The 13,625-nt window shown below is 64.2% G+C and carries 14 protein-coding genes; 12 read left to right on the top strand and 2 right to left on the bottom strand.

The features are described from left to right. Nucleotides 1-407 precede the first annotated feature (407 nt). The 12 genes from ABEH27_RS13485 to ABEH27_RS13540 all read left to right on the top strand — a co-directional run bounded on the left by ABEH27_RS13485 (nucleotide 408) and on the right by ABEH27_RS13540 (nucleotide 12,269). Nucleotides 408-977 carry a YqgE/AlgH family protein gene (locus ABEH27_RS13485; protein ID WP_346614065.1) on the top strand — a complete coding sequence of 190 codons (570 nt, stop codon included), beginning with the start codon at nucleotides 408-410 and terminating at the stop codon, nucleotides 975-977. Further along, the gene (ruvX, locus tag ABEH27_RS13490) at nucleotides 977-1,402 is read left to right on the top strand and encodes a Holliday junction resolvase RuvX (RefSeq protein WP_346614066.1); all 426 of its coding nucleotides are present in this window, start codon (nucleotides 977-979) and stop codon (nucleotides 1,400-1,402) included. Before ABEH27_RS13485 ends, ruvX begins: the two co-directional genes overlap by 1 nt. A 49-nt stretch (nucleotides 1,403-1,451) precedes the next feature. After that, complete coding sequence (gene pyrR / locus ABEH27_RS13495) at nucleotides 1,452-1,970, top strand: bifunctional pyr operon transcriptional regulator/uracil phosphoribosyltransferase PyrR (RefSeq protein WP_346614067.1); 519 nt, start codon at nucleotides 1,452-1,454, stop codon at nucleotides 1,968-1,970. A gap of 13 nt (nucleotides 1,971-1,983) precedes the next feature. Continuing rightward, a complete protein-coding gene (locus ABEH27_RS13500; RefSeq protein ID WP_008099987.1) occupies nucleotides 1,984-2,988 on the top strand; it encodes an aspartate carbamoyltransferase catalytic subunit in 1,005 nt (334 codons plus the stop codon). Further along, nucleotides 2,985-4,256, top strand: a complete 1,272-nt coding sequence (locus ABEH27_RS13505; protein WP_346614068.1) for a dihydroorotase — start codon at nucleotides 2,985-2,987, stop codon at nucleotides 4,254-4,256. Before ABEH27_RS13500 ends, ABEH27_RS13505 begins: the two co-directional genes overlap by 4 nt. 202 nt (nucleotides 4,257-4,458) lie before the next feature. Beyond that, on the top strand, nucleotides 4,459-4,989 hold the full coding sequence (gene hslV, locus ABEH27_RS13510) for an ATP-dependent protease subunit HslV (RefSeq protein WP_003249309.1): 531 nt from the start codon (nucleotides 4,459-4,461) through the stop codon (nucleotides 4,987-4,989). 73 nt (nucleotides 4,990-5,062) lie between these two features. Then, entirely contained in the window at nucleotides 5,063-6,406 is a 1,344-nt protein-coding gene (gene hslU / locus ABEH27_RS13515; RefSeq protein ID WP_346614069.1) for an ATP-dependent protease ATPase subunit HslU, read from the top strand. Between the two features lie 175 nt (nucleotides 6,407-6,581). Beyond that, nucleotides 6,582-6,959, top strand: coding sequence for a DUF971 domain-containing protein (locus tag ABEH27_RS13520; RefSeq protein WP_346614070.1), 378 nt, complete (start codon nucleotides 6,582-6,584; stop codon nucleotides 6,957-6,959). A gap of 351 nt (nucleotides 6,960-7,310) precedes the next feature. Further along, on the top strand, nucleotides 7,311-8,990 hold the full coding sequence (phaC, locus tag ABEH27_RS13525) for a class II poly(R)-hydroxyalkanoic acid synthase (protein ID WP_346614071.1): 1,680 nt from the start codon (nucleotides 7,311-7,313) through the stop codon (nucleotides 8,988-8,990). Between the two features lie 62 nt (nucleotides 8,991-9,052). Further along, nucleotides 9,053-9,904 (top strand): poly(3-hydroxyalkanoate) depolymerase, encoded by an 852-nt coding sequence (phaZ, locus tag ABEH27_RS13530; protein WP_346614072.1) that lies wholly within the window; start codon nucleotides 9,053-9,055, stop codon nucleotides 9,902-9,904. Between the two features lie 54 nt (nucleotides 9,905-9,958). Continuing rightward, nucleotides 9,959-11,641, top strand: a complete 1,683-nt coding sequence (gene phaC, locus ABEH27_RS13535; protein ID WP_346614073.1) for a class II poly(R)-hydroxyalkanoic acid synthase — start codon at nucleotides 9,959-9,961, stop codon at nucleotides 11,639-11,641. 13 nt (nucleotides 11,642-11,654) lie between these two features. Then, nucleotides 11,655-12,269 (top strand): TetR/AcrR family transcriptional regulator, encoded by a 615-nt coding sequence (locus tag ABEH27_RS13540; RefSeq protein WP_346614074.1) that lies wholly within the window; start codon nucleotides 11,655-11,657, stop codon nucleotides 12,267-12,269. A 127-nt stretch (nucleotides 12,270-12,396) separates the two neighbouring features. Here ABEH27_RS13540 and ABEH27_RS13545 read toward each other — a convergent pair whose 3' ends face one another. Both ABEH27_RS13545 and ABEH27_RS13550 read right to left on the bottom strand, forming a co-directional pair. After that, nucleotides 12,397-13,179 (bottom strand): phasin family protein, encoded by a 783-nt coding sequence (locus tag ABEH27_RS13545; protein WP_346614075.1) that lies wholly within the window; start codon nucleotides 13,177-13,179, stop codon nucleotides 12,397-12,399. A 10-nt stretch (nucleotides 13,180-13,189) separates the two neighbouring features. Continuing rightward, nucleotides 13,190-13,609: a phasin family protein gene (locus ABEH27_RS13550; protein WP_346614076.1), complete on the bottom strand. Its 420-nt coding sequence runs from the start codon at nucleotides 13,607-13,609 to the stop codon at nucleotides 13,190-13,192. Between the last annotated feature and the right edge of the window lie 16 nt (nucleotides 13,610-13,625).

Raw genomic sequence — 13,625 nt, forward strand, 5'->3', positions numbered from 1 at the left:
TCGTTTGCGCGGCGATGCGCAAGCTGCTGCACCTGGTTTACGGGGTGGTGAAGTCGGGGATACCGTTTGACCCCAAAATCGCTCTTGCAGGGTGAGGGTCAAGACGGTATCTACATTTGTTGCAACGCGCCGTTTCAGCCAGGCCATGGTTGTTCGCCTTGGCGCATGGCTGAAGACGGGTGGGTCGCCGGCAGCGCCAGCCGGGATATCGCGGCGTGCCAACAAGGCTGACAACTATGGCCTATCAGGCCATGGTACGTTGCAACAAATGTAGGAGCGGCTTTAGCCGCGATGCGCCGCGCGGGCGGCGCTCGATCTCGCAGACACCTGAAACCTGTCGACATGCGCACGCCAGGCGACACACAACCACCTTGTCAGCCTCGCCACCTGGCGCCACACTATCCCTCATGAAAACCCTCGCCCCGAGCTACCTCAAGCATCAGTTCCTGATCGCCATGCCGCACATGGCCGACCCGAACTTCGCCCAGACCCTCACGTATATCGTCGAGCACAACGCCAATGGCGCCATGGGCCTGGTGGTCAATCGACCTCAGGAGCTGAACCTGGCGGACATTCTCGAGCAGTTGCGCCCGGACGAGGAGCCACCGGCCAGTACCTTGCAGGTGCCCATCTACCAGGGTGGCCCGGTGCAGACCGACCGCGGCTTCGTGCTGCACAGCAGCGAATGCAGCTTCCAGGCCACCGTGGCCCTGGAAGGGCTGTCGCTGACCACATCGCAGGATGTGTTGCTTGCGATTGCCGCAGGGGTCGGCCCCAAACAGAGCCTGATCACCCTGGGCTACGCCGGCTGGGAAGCGGGCCAACTGGAAGCGGAACTCGCCGACAACGCTTGGCTCAACTGCCCGTTCGACCCTGACATCCTCTTCGGCATGGCCAGCGAGCAGCGCCTCGGCGCCGCCGCCAGCAGCCTGGGCATCAACCTCAGCCTGCTGACCAGCCAGGCGGGCCACGCCTGATGGCTGAACTACGCCTGTTGCTGGGCTTCGACTACGGCAGCAAACAGATCGGCGTGGCCGTCGGCCAGGTGATCACCGGCCAAGCCCGCGAGCTGTGCACCCTCAAGGCGCAGAACGGCGTGCCGGACTGGGCCCAGGTGGAAAAACTGATCACCGAGTGGAAGCCCGATGCCATCGTCGTCGGCCTGCCGCTGAACATGGACGGCACGCCCAGCGAAATGAGCGCCCGCGCCGAGAAGTTCGCCCGCCGCCTCAATGGCCGCTTCAACCTGCCCGTGCACACCCACGACGAACGCCTGACCACCTTCGAGGCCAAGGGCGAGCGCATGGCCCGCGGCGGCCAGCGCGGCAGCTACCGTGACAACCCGGTCGATGCCATCGCCGCTGCCCTGCTGCTGCAAGGCTGGCTGGAGGCCAACACCTAACTTTCCGCTTTGCCGTCGGGCCAACCCGGCGCCCCCCTAGGAGCACGCAATGAGCCTACCCAATCCCGCCGACCTGATCCGGCAGATGGCTGTCGACCTACGCGCCCATCTGGCCCGCCGCGGCATCACCGAACCGCGCTTCATCGGCATTCGCACCGGCGGTGTCTGGGTAGCCCAGGCCCTGCAGCAGGAAATGGCCGACGAAAGCCCGCTGGGCACCCTGGACGTGTCCTTCTACCGCGACGACTTCAGCCAGAACGGCCTGCACCCGCAAGTGCGCCCCTCCGAGCTGCCGTTCGAGGTCGAAGGCCAGCACCTGGTGCTGATCGACGACGTACTGATGAGCGGCCGCACCATCCGCGCCGCACTCAACGAACTGTTCGACTACGGCCGCCCGGCCAGCGTGACGCTGGTTTGCCTGCTGGACCTGGATGCCGGCGAATTGCCGATCCGCCCCAACGTGCTTGGCGCCACCCTGTCGCTGGCCGCCCACGAACGGGTAAAATTGACCGGACCCGCACCGCTCGCCCTCGAGCGCCAGGACCTCGCCACCGCTTCCGCCCTTTAAGAGTCCACTCGCGATGACGCCAATCGACGCCAAGCGCCCGCTGCAGCTCAATGATCAGGGCCAGCTGCGCCACTTCCTCTCGCTCGACGGTTTGCCCCGCGAACTGCTGACCGAGATCCTCGACACCGCCGACTCGTTCCTCGAAGTCGGCGCCCGGGCCGTCAAGAAAGTCCCGTTGCTGCGCGGCAAGACCGTGTGCAACGTGTTCTTCGAGAACTCGACCCGTACCCGCACCACCTTCGAACTGGCCGCTCAGCGCCTGTCGGCCGACGTGATCAGCCTCAATGTGTCGACCTCCTCGACCAGCAAGGGCGAAACACTGTTCGACACCCTGCGCAACCTCGAAGCCATGGCCGCCGACATGTTCGTGGTGCGCCACTCCGACTCGGGTGCTGCGCACTTCATTGCCGAACACGTGTGCCCGGATGTCGCGGTGATCAACGGCGGTGATGGCCGCCATGCCCACCCTACCCAGGGCATGCTCGACATGCTGACCATCCGCCGCCACAAGGGCAGCTTCGAAAACCTGTCCGTGGCGATCGTCGGCGACATCCTGCACTCGCGCGTGGCCCGCTCCGACATGCTCGCGCTGAAGGCGCTGGGCTGCCCGGACATCCGCGTGATCGGCCCGAAAACCCTGATCCCGATCGGCATCGAGCAATATGGCGTGAAGGTCTACACCGACCTCGCCGAAGGCCTGAAGGACGTCGATGTGGTGATCATGCTGCGCCTGCAGCGCGAGCGCATGGCCGGCGGCCTGCTGCCCAGCGAAGGCGAGTTCTACCGCCTGTTCGGCCTGACCACCGCGCGCCTGGCCGGCGCCAAGCCTGACGCCATCGTCATGCACCCAGGGCCGATCAACCGCGGCGTGGAAATCGAATCGGCGGTTGCCGACGGCAAACACTCGGTGATCCTCAATCAGGTTACCTACGGCATCGCCGTGCGCATGGCGGTACTGTCCATGGCCATGAGCGGGCAGAACGCGCAACGTCAATTCGACCAGGAGAACGCCCAGTGACCCTCAGCATTCTTGGCGCCCGGGTCATCGACCCCAAGAGTGGCCTGGACCAGGTCACCGACCTGCACCTGGATGGCGGCCGTATTGCCGCGATCGGCGCGGCCCCAGCCGGTTTCAGCGCCAGCCGTACCCTCCAGGCCGACGGCCTGATCGCCGCGCCAGGCCTGGTCGACCTCGGTGTCTCCCTGCGTGAGCCGGGTTACAGCCGTAAAGGCACCATCGCCAGCGAAACCCGCGCCGCCGTGGCCGGTGGCGTCACCAGCCTGTGCTGCCCGCCGCAGACCAAGCCGGTGCTGGACACCTCGGCAGTGGCCGAGCTGATCCTCGACCGTGCCCGTGAAGCCAGCAACAGCAAGGTGTACCCGATCGGCGCCCTGACCAAAGGCCTGGAAGGCGAGCAGCTGGCCGAGCTGGTGGCCCTGCGCGACACCGGCTGCGTGGCCTTCGGCAACGGCCTGAAGGAAATCCCCAACAACCGTACCCTGGCCCGCGCCCTGGAATACGCTGCCACTTTCGACCTGACCGTGGTGTTCCACTCCCAGGACCGCGACCTGGCCCAGGGTGGCCTGGCCCACGAAGGCGCCATGGCCAGCTTCCTCGGCCTGCCCGGCATCCCCGAAAGTGCCGAGACCGTGGCCCTGGCCCGCAACCTGTTGCTGGTCGAGCAGAGCGGCGTGCGCGCGCACTTCACCCAGATCACCAGCGCCCGTGGTGCGCGGCTGATCGAACAAGCCCAGCAGCTTGGCCTGCCGGTCACTGCCGACGTTGCCCTGTACCAGCTGATCCTCACCGACGAGTCGCTGCGCGAGTTCTCCAGCCTGTACCACGTGCAGCCGCCACTGCGCAGCAGCGCCGACCGCGAAGGCCTGCGCCAGGCGGTCAAGTCGGGCGTGATCCAGGCGATCTCCAGCCACCACCAGCCGCACGAGCGCGATGCCAAGCTGGCACCGTTCGGCGCCACCGAGCCTGGGATCAGCAGCGTCGAACTGCTGTTGCCACTGGCCATGACCCTGGTTGACGACGGCCTGCTCGACCTGCCAACCCTGCTGGCTCGCCTGACCAGCGGCCCTGCGGCGGCCATGCGCCTGCCGGCGGGTGAGCTGAAGGTAGGTGCAGCAGCTGACCTGGTGCTGTTCGATGCCAAGGCCTCGACCGTTGCCGGTGAACAGTGGTTCTCGCGCGGCGACAACTGCCCGTTCATCGGCCACTGCCTGCCTGGGGCGGTGCGTTATACCTTGGTCGATGGCCATGTCTGCCACGAGAGCTGAGTAGGCCCCACGGCCCTCATCGCCGGCAAGCCGGCTCCCACAGGGATTTGCAGCGCTAAAACCTGCGTGGGGGCCGGCTTGCCGGCGATGAGGCCAGCACAGACATCCACCAACCATTCATCCCTCCCGGTTGAAATCCTTCCCCCCACCCCCATATGAGTCTGCATCAGGCAATTTTGCCCCGCTGCGTGGAGACTCCCCCTTGACCACCATCGTTTCTGTCCGCCGTAACGGCAAAGTCGTCATGGGCGGCGACGGCCAGGTATCCCTCGGCAACACCGTGATGAAAGGCAACGCCAAAAAGGTTCGTCGCCTGTACCACGGCCAGGTCATCGCTGGCTTCGCCGGTGCCACCGCCGATGCATTCACCCTGTTCGAGCGCTTCGAAGGGCAGCTTGAGAAACACCAGGGCCACCTGGTGCGTGCCGCTGTCGAACTGGCCAAGGAATGGCGTACCGACCGCTCCCTGAGCCGCCTGGAGGCCATGCTGGCCGTGGCCAACAAGGATGCATCGCTGATCATTACCGGCAACGGCGACGTGGTCGAGCCCGAAGACGGCCTGATTGCCATGGGTTCCGGCGGCGCCTACGCCCAGGCCGCAGCCCGCGCCCTGCTGAACAAGACCGACCTCTCGGCCCGTGAAATCGCCGAGACAGCCCTGAACATCGCCGGTGACATCTGCGTGTTCACCAACCACAACCTGACCATCGAGGAGCAGGACCTGGCCGACTGATCAGTTGTTTTGGCGTCCCGCCCAGAGCGGGACTTTTCCACACTGATTGCTCTGCTCGAGGACCATTTTCATCATGTCCATGACCCCCCGCGAGATCGTCCACGAACTCAACCGCCACATCATCGGCCAGGACGACGCCAAGCGCGCCGTGGCCATTGCCCTGCGCAACCGCTGGCGGCGCATGCAGCTGCCTGCCGAGCTGCGTGCCGAGGTCACCCCGAAGAACATCCTGATGATCGGCCCCACCGGCGTCGGCAAGACCGAAATCGCCCGCCGCCTGGCCAAGCTGGCCAATGCGCCGTTCCTCAAGGTCGAAGCGACCAAGTTCACCGAAGTGGGCTACGTTGGCCGCGATGTCGAGTCGATCATCCGCGACCTGGCCGACGCGGCCATGAAGATGTTGCGTGAGCAGGAAATCATCCGCGTGCGCCACCGCGCCGAGGATGCCGCCGAAGACCGTATCCTCGATGCCCTGTTGCCGCAGGCCCGGGTGACCAGCTTCAGCGAAGAAGCCGCACAGACCAGCAGCGATTCCAACACCCGCCAGCTGTTCCGCAAGCGCCTGCGTGAAGGCCAGCTGGACGACAAGGAAATCGAGATCGAAGTTGCCGACACCGCCGGCGTCGAAATCGCCGCGCCGCCCGGCATGGAAGAGATGACCAACCAGCTGCAGAGCCTGTTTGCCAACATGGGCAAGGGCAAGCGCAAAGCGCGCAAGCTGAAGGTCAAGGAAGCGCTGAAGATGGTTCGCGACGAAGAAGCGAGCCGCCTGGTCAATGACGACGACCTCAAGGCCAAGGCCCTGGAAGCGGTCGAGCAACACGGTATCGTGTTCATCGATGAAATCGACAAGGTTGCCAAGCGTGGCAACGTCGGCGGGGCCGATGTATCCCGCGAAGGCGTGCAGCGCGACCTGCTGCCGCTGATCGAGGGCTGCACCGTCAACACCAAGCTGGGCATGGTCAAGACCGACCACATCCTGTTCATTGCCTCCGGCGCGTTCCACCTGAGCAAGCCGAGCGACCTGGTGCCTGAACTGCAAGGCCGCCTGCCGATCCGTGTCGAACTCAAGGCACTGACCCCGGAAGACTTCGAGCGCATCCTGCAGGAGCCGCACGCTTCGCTGACCGAGCAATACCGCGAGCTGCTCAAGACCGAGGGGCTTAACATCGAGTTCCAGGCCGACGGCATCAAGCGCCTGGCCGAGATCGCCTACCAGGTCAACGAGAAGACCGAGAACATCGGTGCCCGCCGCCTGCACACCCTGCTCGAGCGCCTGCTCGAAGAGGTATCGTTCAGTGCCGGTGACCTGGCCAGTGCACATGACGAAGCACCGATCCAGATCGATGCCGCTTATGTGAACAGCCACCTGGGTGAGCTGGCGCAGAACGAAGACCTGTCGCGTTACATCCTGTAAGACTGAAGGGGCCGCTTCGCGGCCCAATCGCCGGCAAGCCGGCTCCCACAGGGTTCAGCAGTGCTGCGGACATTGTGGAAGCCGGCTTGCCGGCGATTGGGCTGCGAAGCAGGCCCTTGCACAAAGGCGGGAATCTCTCGAAGCTTGCATTATCAGCTAACCAGAGATTCAGCCCATGGCCCGTCTGCCCACCGCCATCAACCTGCACAAAGCCTCGAAGACCCTCAGCCTCACCTACGGCCCCGACGAGGTCTACCACCTGCCCGCCGAATTCCTGCGCGTGCACTCCCCTTCCGCCGAAGTGCAGGGCCACGGCAATCCCATCCTGCAATTTGGCAAGATCAACGTCGGCCTCTCCGGCCTTGAGCCTGCCGGCCAGTACGCACTGAAACTGACCTTCGACGACGGCCACGACAGCGGCCTGTTCACCTGGGAGTACCTCGAGCAGCTGTGCCTGCGCCAGGAGCAGCTCTGGGCCGAGTACCTCGATGAATTGCACAAGGCTGGCAAAGCCCGCGATCCTGCCGAATCGGTGGTTAAACTGATGCTCTAGGTCAGGCCTTCCAAGAGTTAGAGCGCATTTTCTAATCTCATCTGTTTGAATGCCTTACAGACAGCTCTTTCAAGCGCTGTCTTGCGCATTACATGAAGTCGGGTTACCAATGGAGCTGGCAAGTTCCCTGCATTGCTTTCCAGGCAATCAGGGCCAGGCCGGTTTGTAGAGGTCGCGAGCGAAAGCAGGCAGTCTTCACACGCAGATTCCCCCGCAGCTCATCGCCGAATGCATCCGGCCCGCAGCACCGCTGTTCCTTATCACTGGTCACCCGAGTAGCAGTACCGGGCTGTCGACTGTGCGTTTGCCACAGCAAACCGGTACTCGTCTCAGGACAACGGAGCGTCGTAGATGAGTAGCAAGAACAACGATGAGTTGCAGCGGCAAGCCTCGGACAACACCCTGGGCCTGAACCCGGTCATTGGCATCCGCCGCAAGGATCTGCTGAGCTCTGCCCGTACCGTGTTGCGCCAGGCCGTGCGCCAGCCGCTGCACAGCGCCAAGCACGTGGCGCATTTCGGCCTGGAGCTGAAGAACGTGCTGCTGGGCAAGTCGAGCCTGGCCCCCGAGGGCGACGACCGTCGCTTCCAGGACCCGGCCTGGAGCAAGAACCCGCTGTATCGCCGCTACCTGCAAACCTACCTGGCCTGGCGCAAGGAGCTGCAGGACTGGATCGGTAACAGCGACCTGTCCCCCCAGGACATCAGCCGCGGCCAGTTCGTCATCAACCTGATGACCGAAGCCATGGCACCGACCAACACCCTGTCCAACCCGGCGGCAGTCAAACGGTTCTTCGAGACCGGCGGCAAGAGCCTGCTCGACGGCCTGTCCAACCTGGCCAAGGACGTGGTCAACAACGGCGGCATGCCCAGCCAGGTAAACATGGACGCCTTCGAAGTGGGCAAGAACCTGGGTACCAGTGAAGGCGCCGTGGTGTACCGCAACGATGTGCTCGAACTGATCCAGTACAGCCCCATCACCGAGCAGGTGCATGCCCGCCCGCTGCTGGTGGTACCGCCCCAGATCAACAAGTTCTACGTTTTCGACCTGAGCCCGGAAAAGAGCCTGGCGCGCTTCTGCCTGCGCTCCCATCAGCAGACCTTCATCATCAGCTGGCGCAACCCGACCAAGGCTCAGCGCGAGTGGGGCCTGTCGACCTACATCGACGCGCTCAAGGAAGCGGTCGACGCGGTGCTGGCGATCACCGGCAGCAAGGACCTGAACATGCTCGGTGCCTGCTCCGGCGGCATCACCTGCACGGCGCTGGTCGGCCACTATGCGGCGCTGGGCGAGAAAAAGGTCAATGCCCTGACCCTGCTGGTCAGCGTGCTCGACACCACCCTGGACACCCAGGTCGCCCTGTTCGTCGACGAGCAGACCCTCGAATCGGCCAAGCGCCATTCCTACCAGGCCGGTGTGCTCGAGGGCAGCGACATGGCCAAGGTGTTCGCCTGGATGCGCCCCAACGACCTGATCTGGAACTACTGGGTCAACAACTACCTGCTCGGCAACGAGCCGCCGGTGTTCGACATCCTGTTCTGGAACAACGACACCACGCGCCTGCCCGCCGCCTTCCACGGCGACCTGATCGAAATGTTCAAGAACAACCCACTGACCCGTTCCGATGCACTGGAAGTGTGCGGCACGCCGATCGACCTGAAGAAGGTGCAGTGCGACATCTTCAGCGTCGCCGGCACCAACGATCACATTACCCCGTGGCAGTCGTGCTACCGCTCGGCGCACCTGTTCGGCGGCAAGATCGAGTTCGTGCTGTCCAACAGCGGCCATATTCAGAGCATCCTCAACCCGCCGGGCAACCCCAAGTCGCGCTTCATGACCGGCGCCGACCGCCCGGGCGACCCGCTGGCCTGGCAGGAGAACGCCGACAAGCATGCCGACTCCTGGTGGCTGCACTGGCAGAGCTGGCTGGGCGAGCGTGCCGGTGACCTGAAAAAGGCCCCTGTGCGCCTCGGCAACCGCGCCTATGCCGCAGGTGAAGCTGCACCGGGGACTTACGTTCACGAACGTTGAGTTGTAACGCCGTGGCGCCCATGGAGGGGCCACGGCGCTTCATCCACATCAGAGTCACGCGCATGCCGCCACCCTACATATTCAGGACCGTCGAGCTGGACGACCAGTCCATTCGTACCGCCGTCCGTCCGGGCAAGCCGCACCTGACGCCACTGCTGATCTTCAACGGCATCGGCGCCAACCTGGAGCTGGTATTCCCGTTCATCGAGGCGCTCGACCCCGACCTGGAAGTCATCGCCTTCGATGTGCCGGGCGTGGGTGGCTCCTCCACTCCGCGCCACCCTTACCGCTTCCCGGGCCTGGCCAAGCTGACCGCGCGCATGCTCGATTACCTGGATTACGGGCAGGTCAATGTGATCGGTGTGTCCTGGGGTGGCGCCCTGGCGCAGCAGTTCGCCCACGACTACCCGGAGCGCTGCAAGAAGCTGGTGCTGGCCGCCACCGCCGCCGGTGCGGTGATGGTGCCAGGCAAGCCCAAGGTGCTGTGGATGATGGCCAGCCCGCGTCGATACGTTCAGCCGTCGCACGTGATTCGCATCGCCCCGTTGATCTACGGCGGTGGCTTTCGCCGCGACCCCGACCTGGCCATGCACCACGCATCCAAGGTGCGCTCGGGCGGCAAACTGGGCTACTACTGGCAGCTGTTCGCCGGCCTGGGCTGGACCAGCATCCATTGGCTGCACAAGATCCAGCAGCCCACCCTGGTGCTGGCCGGTGACGACGACCCGTTGATCCCGCTGATCAACATGCGCCTGCTGGCCTGGCGAATTCCCAATGCCCAGCTACACATTATCGACGACGGTCACTTGTTCCTGATCACCCGGGCCGAGGCCGTCGCCCCGATCATCATGAAGTTCCTCCAGCAAGAACGTCAGCGTGCAGTCATGCACCCCCGCCCAGCCTCCGGCGGCTAGGGTGCTGGTTGCTGTCGTTCTGAGCTGACCGTGGCTTGACGAAGGAGTGCTGCCATGAAAGACAAACCGGCCAAAGGAACGACAACGCTTCCCGCCACCAGCATGAACGTGCAGAACGCGATGCTCGGCCTGCGCGGTCGCGACCTGATCTCGACACTGCGCAATGTCGGCCGCCATGGTCTGCGCAACCCGCTGCACACCGCCCGCCATCTGTTGGCGCTGAGCGGCCAGCTGGGCCGGGTGATGCTCGGCGACACCCCGTATCAGCCGAGCCCCCGCGATGCACGCTTCAACGACCCGACATGGAGCCAGAACCCGTTCTATCGCCGCGGCCTGCAGGCCTACCTGGCGTGGCAGAAGCAGACCCGCCTGTGGATCGATGAAAGCCACCTGGACGCCGACGACCGGGCCCGCGCGCATTTCCTGTTCAACCTGATCAACGACGCCCTCGCGCCGAGCAACTCGCTGCTCAACCCGCTGGCGGTCAAGGAGCTGTTGAATACCGGTGGCCAGAGCCTGGTGCGTGGCGTGGCCCACCTGCTCGACGACCTGCGCCACAACGACGGCCTGCCGCGCCAGGTGGACGAGCGTGCCTTCGAAGTCGGTGGCAACCTGGCTACAACCCCAGGCGCTGTAGTGTTTCGCAATGAGCTGCTGGAGCTGATCCAGTACAAGCCCATGAGCGAAAAACAGCATGCCCGGCCGTTGCTGGTGGTGCCACCGCAGATCAACAAGTACTACATCTTCGACCTGCAGCCGACCAACAGCTTCGTCCAGTACATGCTCAAGAACGGTTTGCAGGTGTTCATGGTCAGCTGGCGCAACCCCGACCCGCGCCACCGCGAATGGGGCCTGTCCAGCTACGTACAGGCCTTGGAAGAAGCACTCAACGCCTGCCGCAGCATCAGCGGCAACCGCGACCCCAACCTGATGGGCGCCTGCGCCGGGGGCCTGACCATGGCCGCGCTGCAGGGCCACCTCAAGGCCAAGCACCAGCTGCGCCGGGTGCGCAGCGCCACTTACCTGGTCAGCCTGCTCGACAGCAAGTTCGACAGCCCCGCCAGCCTGTTCGCCGATGAGCAGACCATCGAGGCGGCCAAGCGCCGCTCATACCAGCGTGGCGTGCTGGACGGCGGCGAAGTGGCGCGGATTTTTGCCTGGATGCGGCCCAACGACCTGATCTGGAACTACTGGGTCAACAACTATCTGCTCGGCAAGACGCCACCGGCCTTCGACATCCTTTACTGGAACGCCGACAGCACGCGCTTGCCGGCCGCGCTGCATGGCGACCTGCTGGACTTCTTCAAGCACAACCCGCTGACCCACTCGAACGGGCTGGAGGTCTGCGGCACCCCCATCGACCTCAAGCAGGTCGACCTGGACAGCTTTACCGTGGCAGGCAGCAACGACCACATCACCCCGTGGGACGCGGTGTACCGCTCGGCCCTGCTGCTGGGTGGCGAGCGTCGTTTCGTGCTGGCCAACAGCGGGCATATCCAAAGCATCATCAACCCGCCAGGCAACCCCAAGGCCTTTTACCTGGACAACCCCAAGCTTTCCAGCGACCCGCGGGCCTGGTTCCACGATGCCCAGCGCAGCGACGGCAGCTGGTGGCCGCTGTGGCTGGAGTGGATCACCCCGCGCTCCGGCCCGCTGAAGGCGCCCCGCGTGGAGCTGGGTAACGCGACTTATCCACCGCTGGGCCCCGCGCCAGGCACCTATGTCCTGACCCGATGAGCACAACGACTGGATGAAGACCCGCGACCGTATCCTCGAATGCGCCCTGCAGCTGTTCAACCAGCAGGGCGAGCCCAACGTTTCGACCCTGGAGATTGCCAACGAACTGGGCATCAGCCCGGGCAACCTGTACTACCACTTCCACGGCAAGGAACCGTTGGTGATCGGCCTGTTCGAGCGTTTCGAAGAGGCACTGATGCCGCTGCTGGACCCGCCCCTGGAAGTGCGCCTGGATGCCGAAGACTATTGGCTGTTCCTGCATCTGATCGTCGAGCACATGGCTCAATACCGCTTCCTGTTCCAGGACCTGTCGAACCTCACGGGGCGCCTGCCCAAGTTGGCGCGCGGCATGCGCAGCCTGATCAACGCGCTCAAGCGCACGCTGGCTGCGTTGCTGGCCAGCCTCAAGGGCCAGGGGCAGGTGGTCAGTGAAACGCAGGCGCTGGGGCAGTTGGTGGAACAGATCACCCTGACGCTGATGTTCTCCCTGGACTACCAGCGGGTGCTGGGGCGTGAGGGCGACGTGGGGATTGTGGTGTATCAGGTGATGATGCTGGTGGCGCCGCATTTGCAGGCCCAGGCGCGGGGGGCGGCGGAGCAGTTGGCGGTGCGGTATCTGGAGGGGTAAGTAGCCTGCTGAACCGGCAGTGACTTCTTCGCGGGGCAAGCCCGCTCCCACAGGTACAGCGCCGATTGCCGAATCAGCGCTGTACCTGTGGGAGCGGGCTTGCCCCGCGAAGAGCCCCGCGCCGCTGTTAGATCAGCGTGCCGGTAGCCACTGGTGCCGACGGTGCGTTGCTGGCAGGTGCCGCGCTTGGCGCTGGCGCCGCGGTAGCGGCCGGTGCGGCACTGGCCGCCGGTGCTGCCGGCTTGGCGGCTGCCGGCTTGGCCGGTGCCTTTTTCACCGCAGGTTTTTTTGCAGCAGCAGGTTTTGCTGCAGGCTTGGCAGCAACTGGCTTGGCTGCAGGTTTCGCCGCGGGTTTGGCCGCAGCAGTCTTGGCCGCTGGTTTGGCCGCAGGCTTGGCCGCCGCCGTTTTTGCTGCAGGCTTGGCAGCTGCCTTGGCCAGCGGTTTGGCTGCAGTCTTGCTGGCTGCAGGCTTGGCCGCAGCGGCGCGCGACGAGATTGGCGTGACCGAAGCCCCGGTCAGTTTCTCGATCTGCTTGGTCAGGCTATCAACCTGCTGGTGCAGCGCCTTGATCTCATTGCGGCTCGGCACGCCAAGGCGCGAAATGGCGCTGTTCAAGCGCTTGTCGAAGGCCTCTTCGAGTTCGCTCCACTTGCCCAATGCGCGATCTTTCACGCCGGACACGCGCGAGGTGGTCGAAGACTTGGCGCTGTCGGCCACATCTTCTGCAGCCTTCTTCGCCTGCTTCTCGGCCTTCTCGCCATCCTTCACCAGCGAGTCGAACAGCTTCGGGCCGTCCTGGTCGACTTTCGAGTAGATACCCAGCCCTGCCAGCCAGATCTTGCGGGAGTACTTCTCGATCCCACCGACCCAGGAGCTGCCTTCTTTGTCGGAATTCTTCTTGCCAGCCATCCTGCTCTCCTTATGGTTTGTGCGCGACGCGCTCGAGCAGCTCATGCAGCTGTTCAAGCTTGATGGACAACGCCTCAACGTCATGTTTAGACGGAATGCCGAGGCGATTCAAGGCGCGACCTACCCGTGCGTCGAAAGCTTTTTCGATCTTGTCGAGTTGAATCTCGACCTTGCCGCGTACGCGACTGACTTCTTCAGCGGCTTCGTCGATCTGGTTGTTAGCGGCATCGAGCTCTTTGTCGATACGTTTCTTGCCACGCTTCTCGACGCCTTCACCGGCTTTCACCAGCTCCTGAAAGTACTCGGAGCCTTCCTGGCCAACACGGGCGTAGGCGCCAATGCCTGCCAGCCAGATCCTGCGCGCATAACCGCGCACCTCGCCCAACGTGCTCTGGGCGTCTTCCTTTTTCTTCACATTCACTTTGGCCATGCTCTGTACCTCATGC

This window comes from Pseudomonas sp. P39-UII1, assembly GCF_039672635.1.
In the GTDB taxonomy this organism is placed as follows: Bacteria; Pseudomonadota; Gammaproteobacteria; order Pseudomonadales; family Pseudomonadaceae; genus Aquipseudomonas.

Coding starts and splice junctions, on each gene's coding strand:
- ABEH27_RS13485 (WP_346614065.1), top strand. CDS start 408: ATGAAAACCCTCGCCCCGAGCTACCTCAAGCATCAGTTCCTGATCGCC.
- ruvX (WP_346614066.1), top strand. CDS start 977: ATGGCTGAACTACGCCTGTTGCTGGGCTTCGACTACGGCAGCAAACAG.
- pyrR (WP_346614067.1), top strand. CDS start 1,452: ATGAGCCTACCCAATCCCGCCGACCTGATCCGGCAGATGGCTGTCGAC.
- ABEH27_RS13500 (WP_008099987.1), top strand. CDS start 1,984: ATGACGCCAATCGACGCCAAGCGCCCGCTGCAGCTCAATGATCAGGGC.
- hslU (WP_346614069.1), top strand. CDS start 5,063: ATGTCCATGACCCCCCGCGAGATCGTCCACGAACTCAACCGCCACATC.
- ABEH27_RS13520 (WP_346614070.1), top strand. CDS start 6,582: ATGGCCCGTCTGCCCACCGCCATCAACCTGCACAAAGCCTCGAAGACC.
- phaC (WP_346614071.1), top strand. CDS start 7,311: ATGAGTAGCAAGAACAACGATGAGTTGCAGCGGCAAGCCTCGGACAAC.
- phaZ (WP_346614072.1), top strand. CDS start 9,053: ATGCCGCCACCCTACATATTCAGGACCGTCGAGCTGGACGACCAGTCC.
- phaC (WP_346614073.1), top strand. CDS start 9,959: ATGAAAGACAAACCGGCCAAAGGAACGACAACGCTTCCCGCCACCAGC.
- ABEH27_RS13540 (WP_346614074.1), top strand. CDS start 11,655: ATGAAGACCCGCGACCGTATCCTCGAATGCGCCCTGCAGCTGTTCAAC.
- ABEH27_RS13545 (WP_346614075.1), bottom strand. CDS start 13,179: ATGGCTGGCAAGAAGAATTCCGACAAAGAAGGCAGCTCCTGGGTCGGT.
- ABEH27_RS13550 (WP_346614076.1), bottom strand. CDS start 13,609: ATGGCCAAAGTGAATGTGAAGAAAAAGGAAGACGCCCAGAGCACGTTG.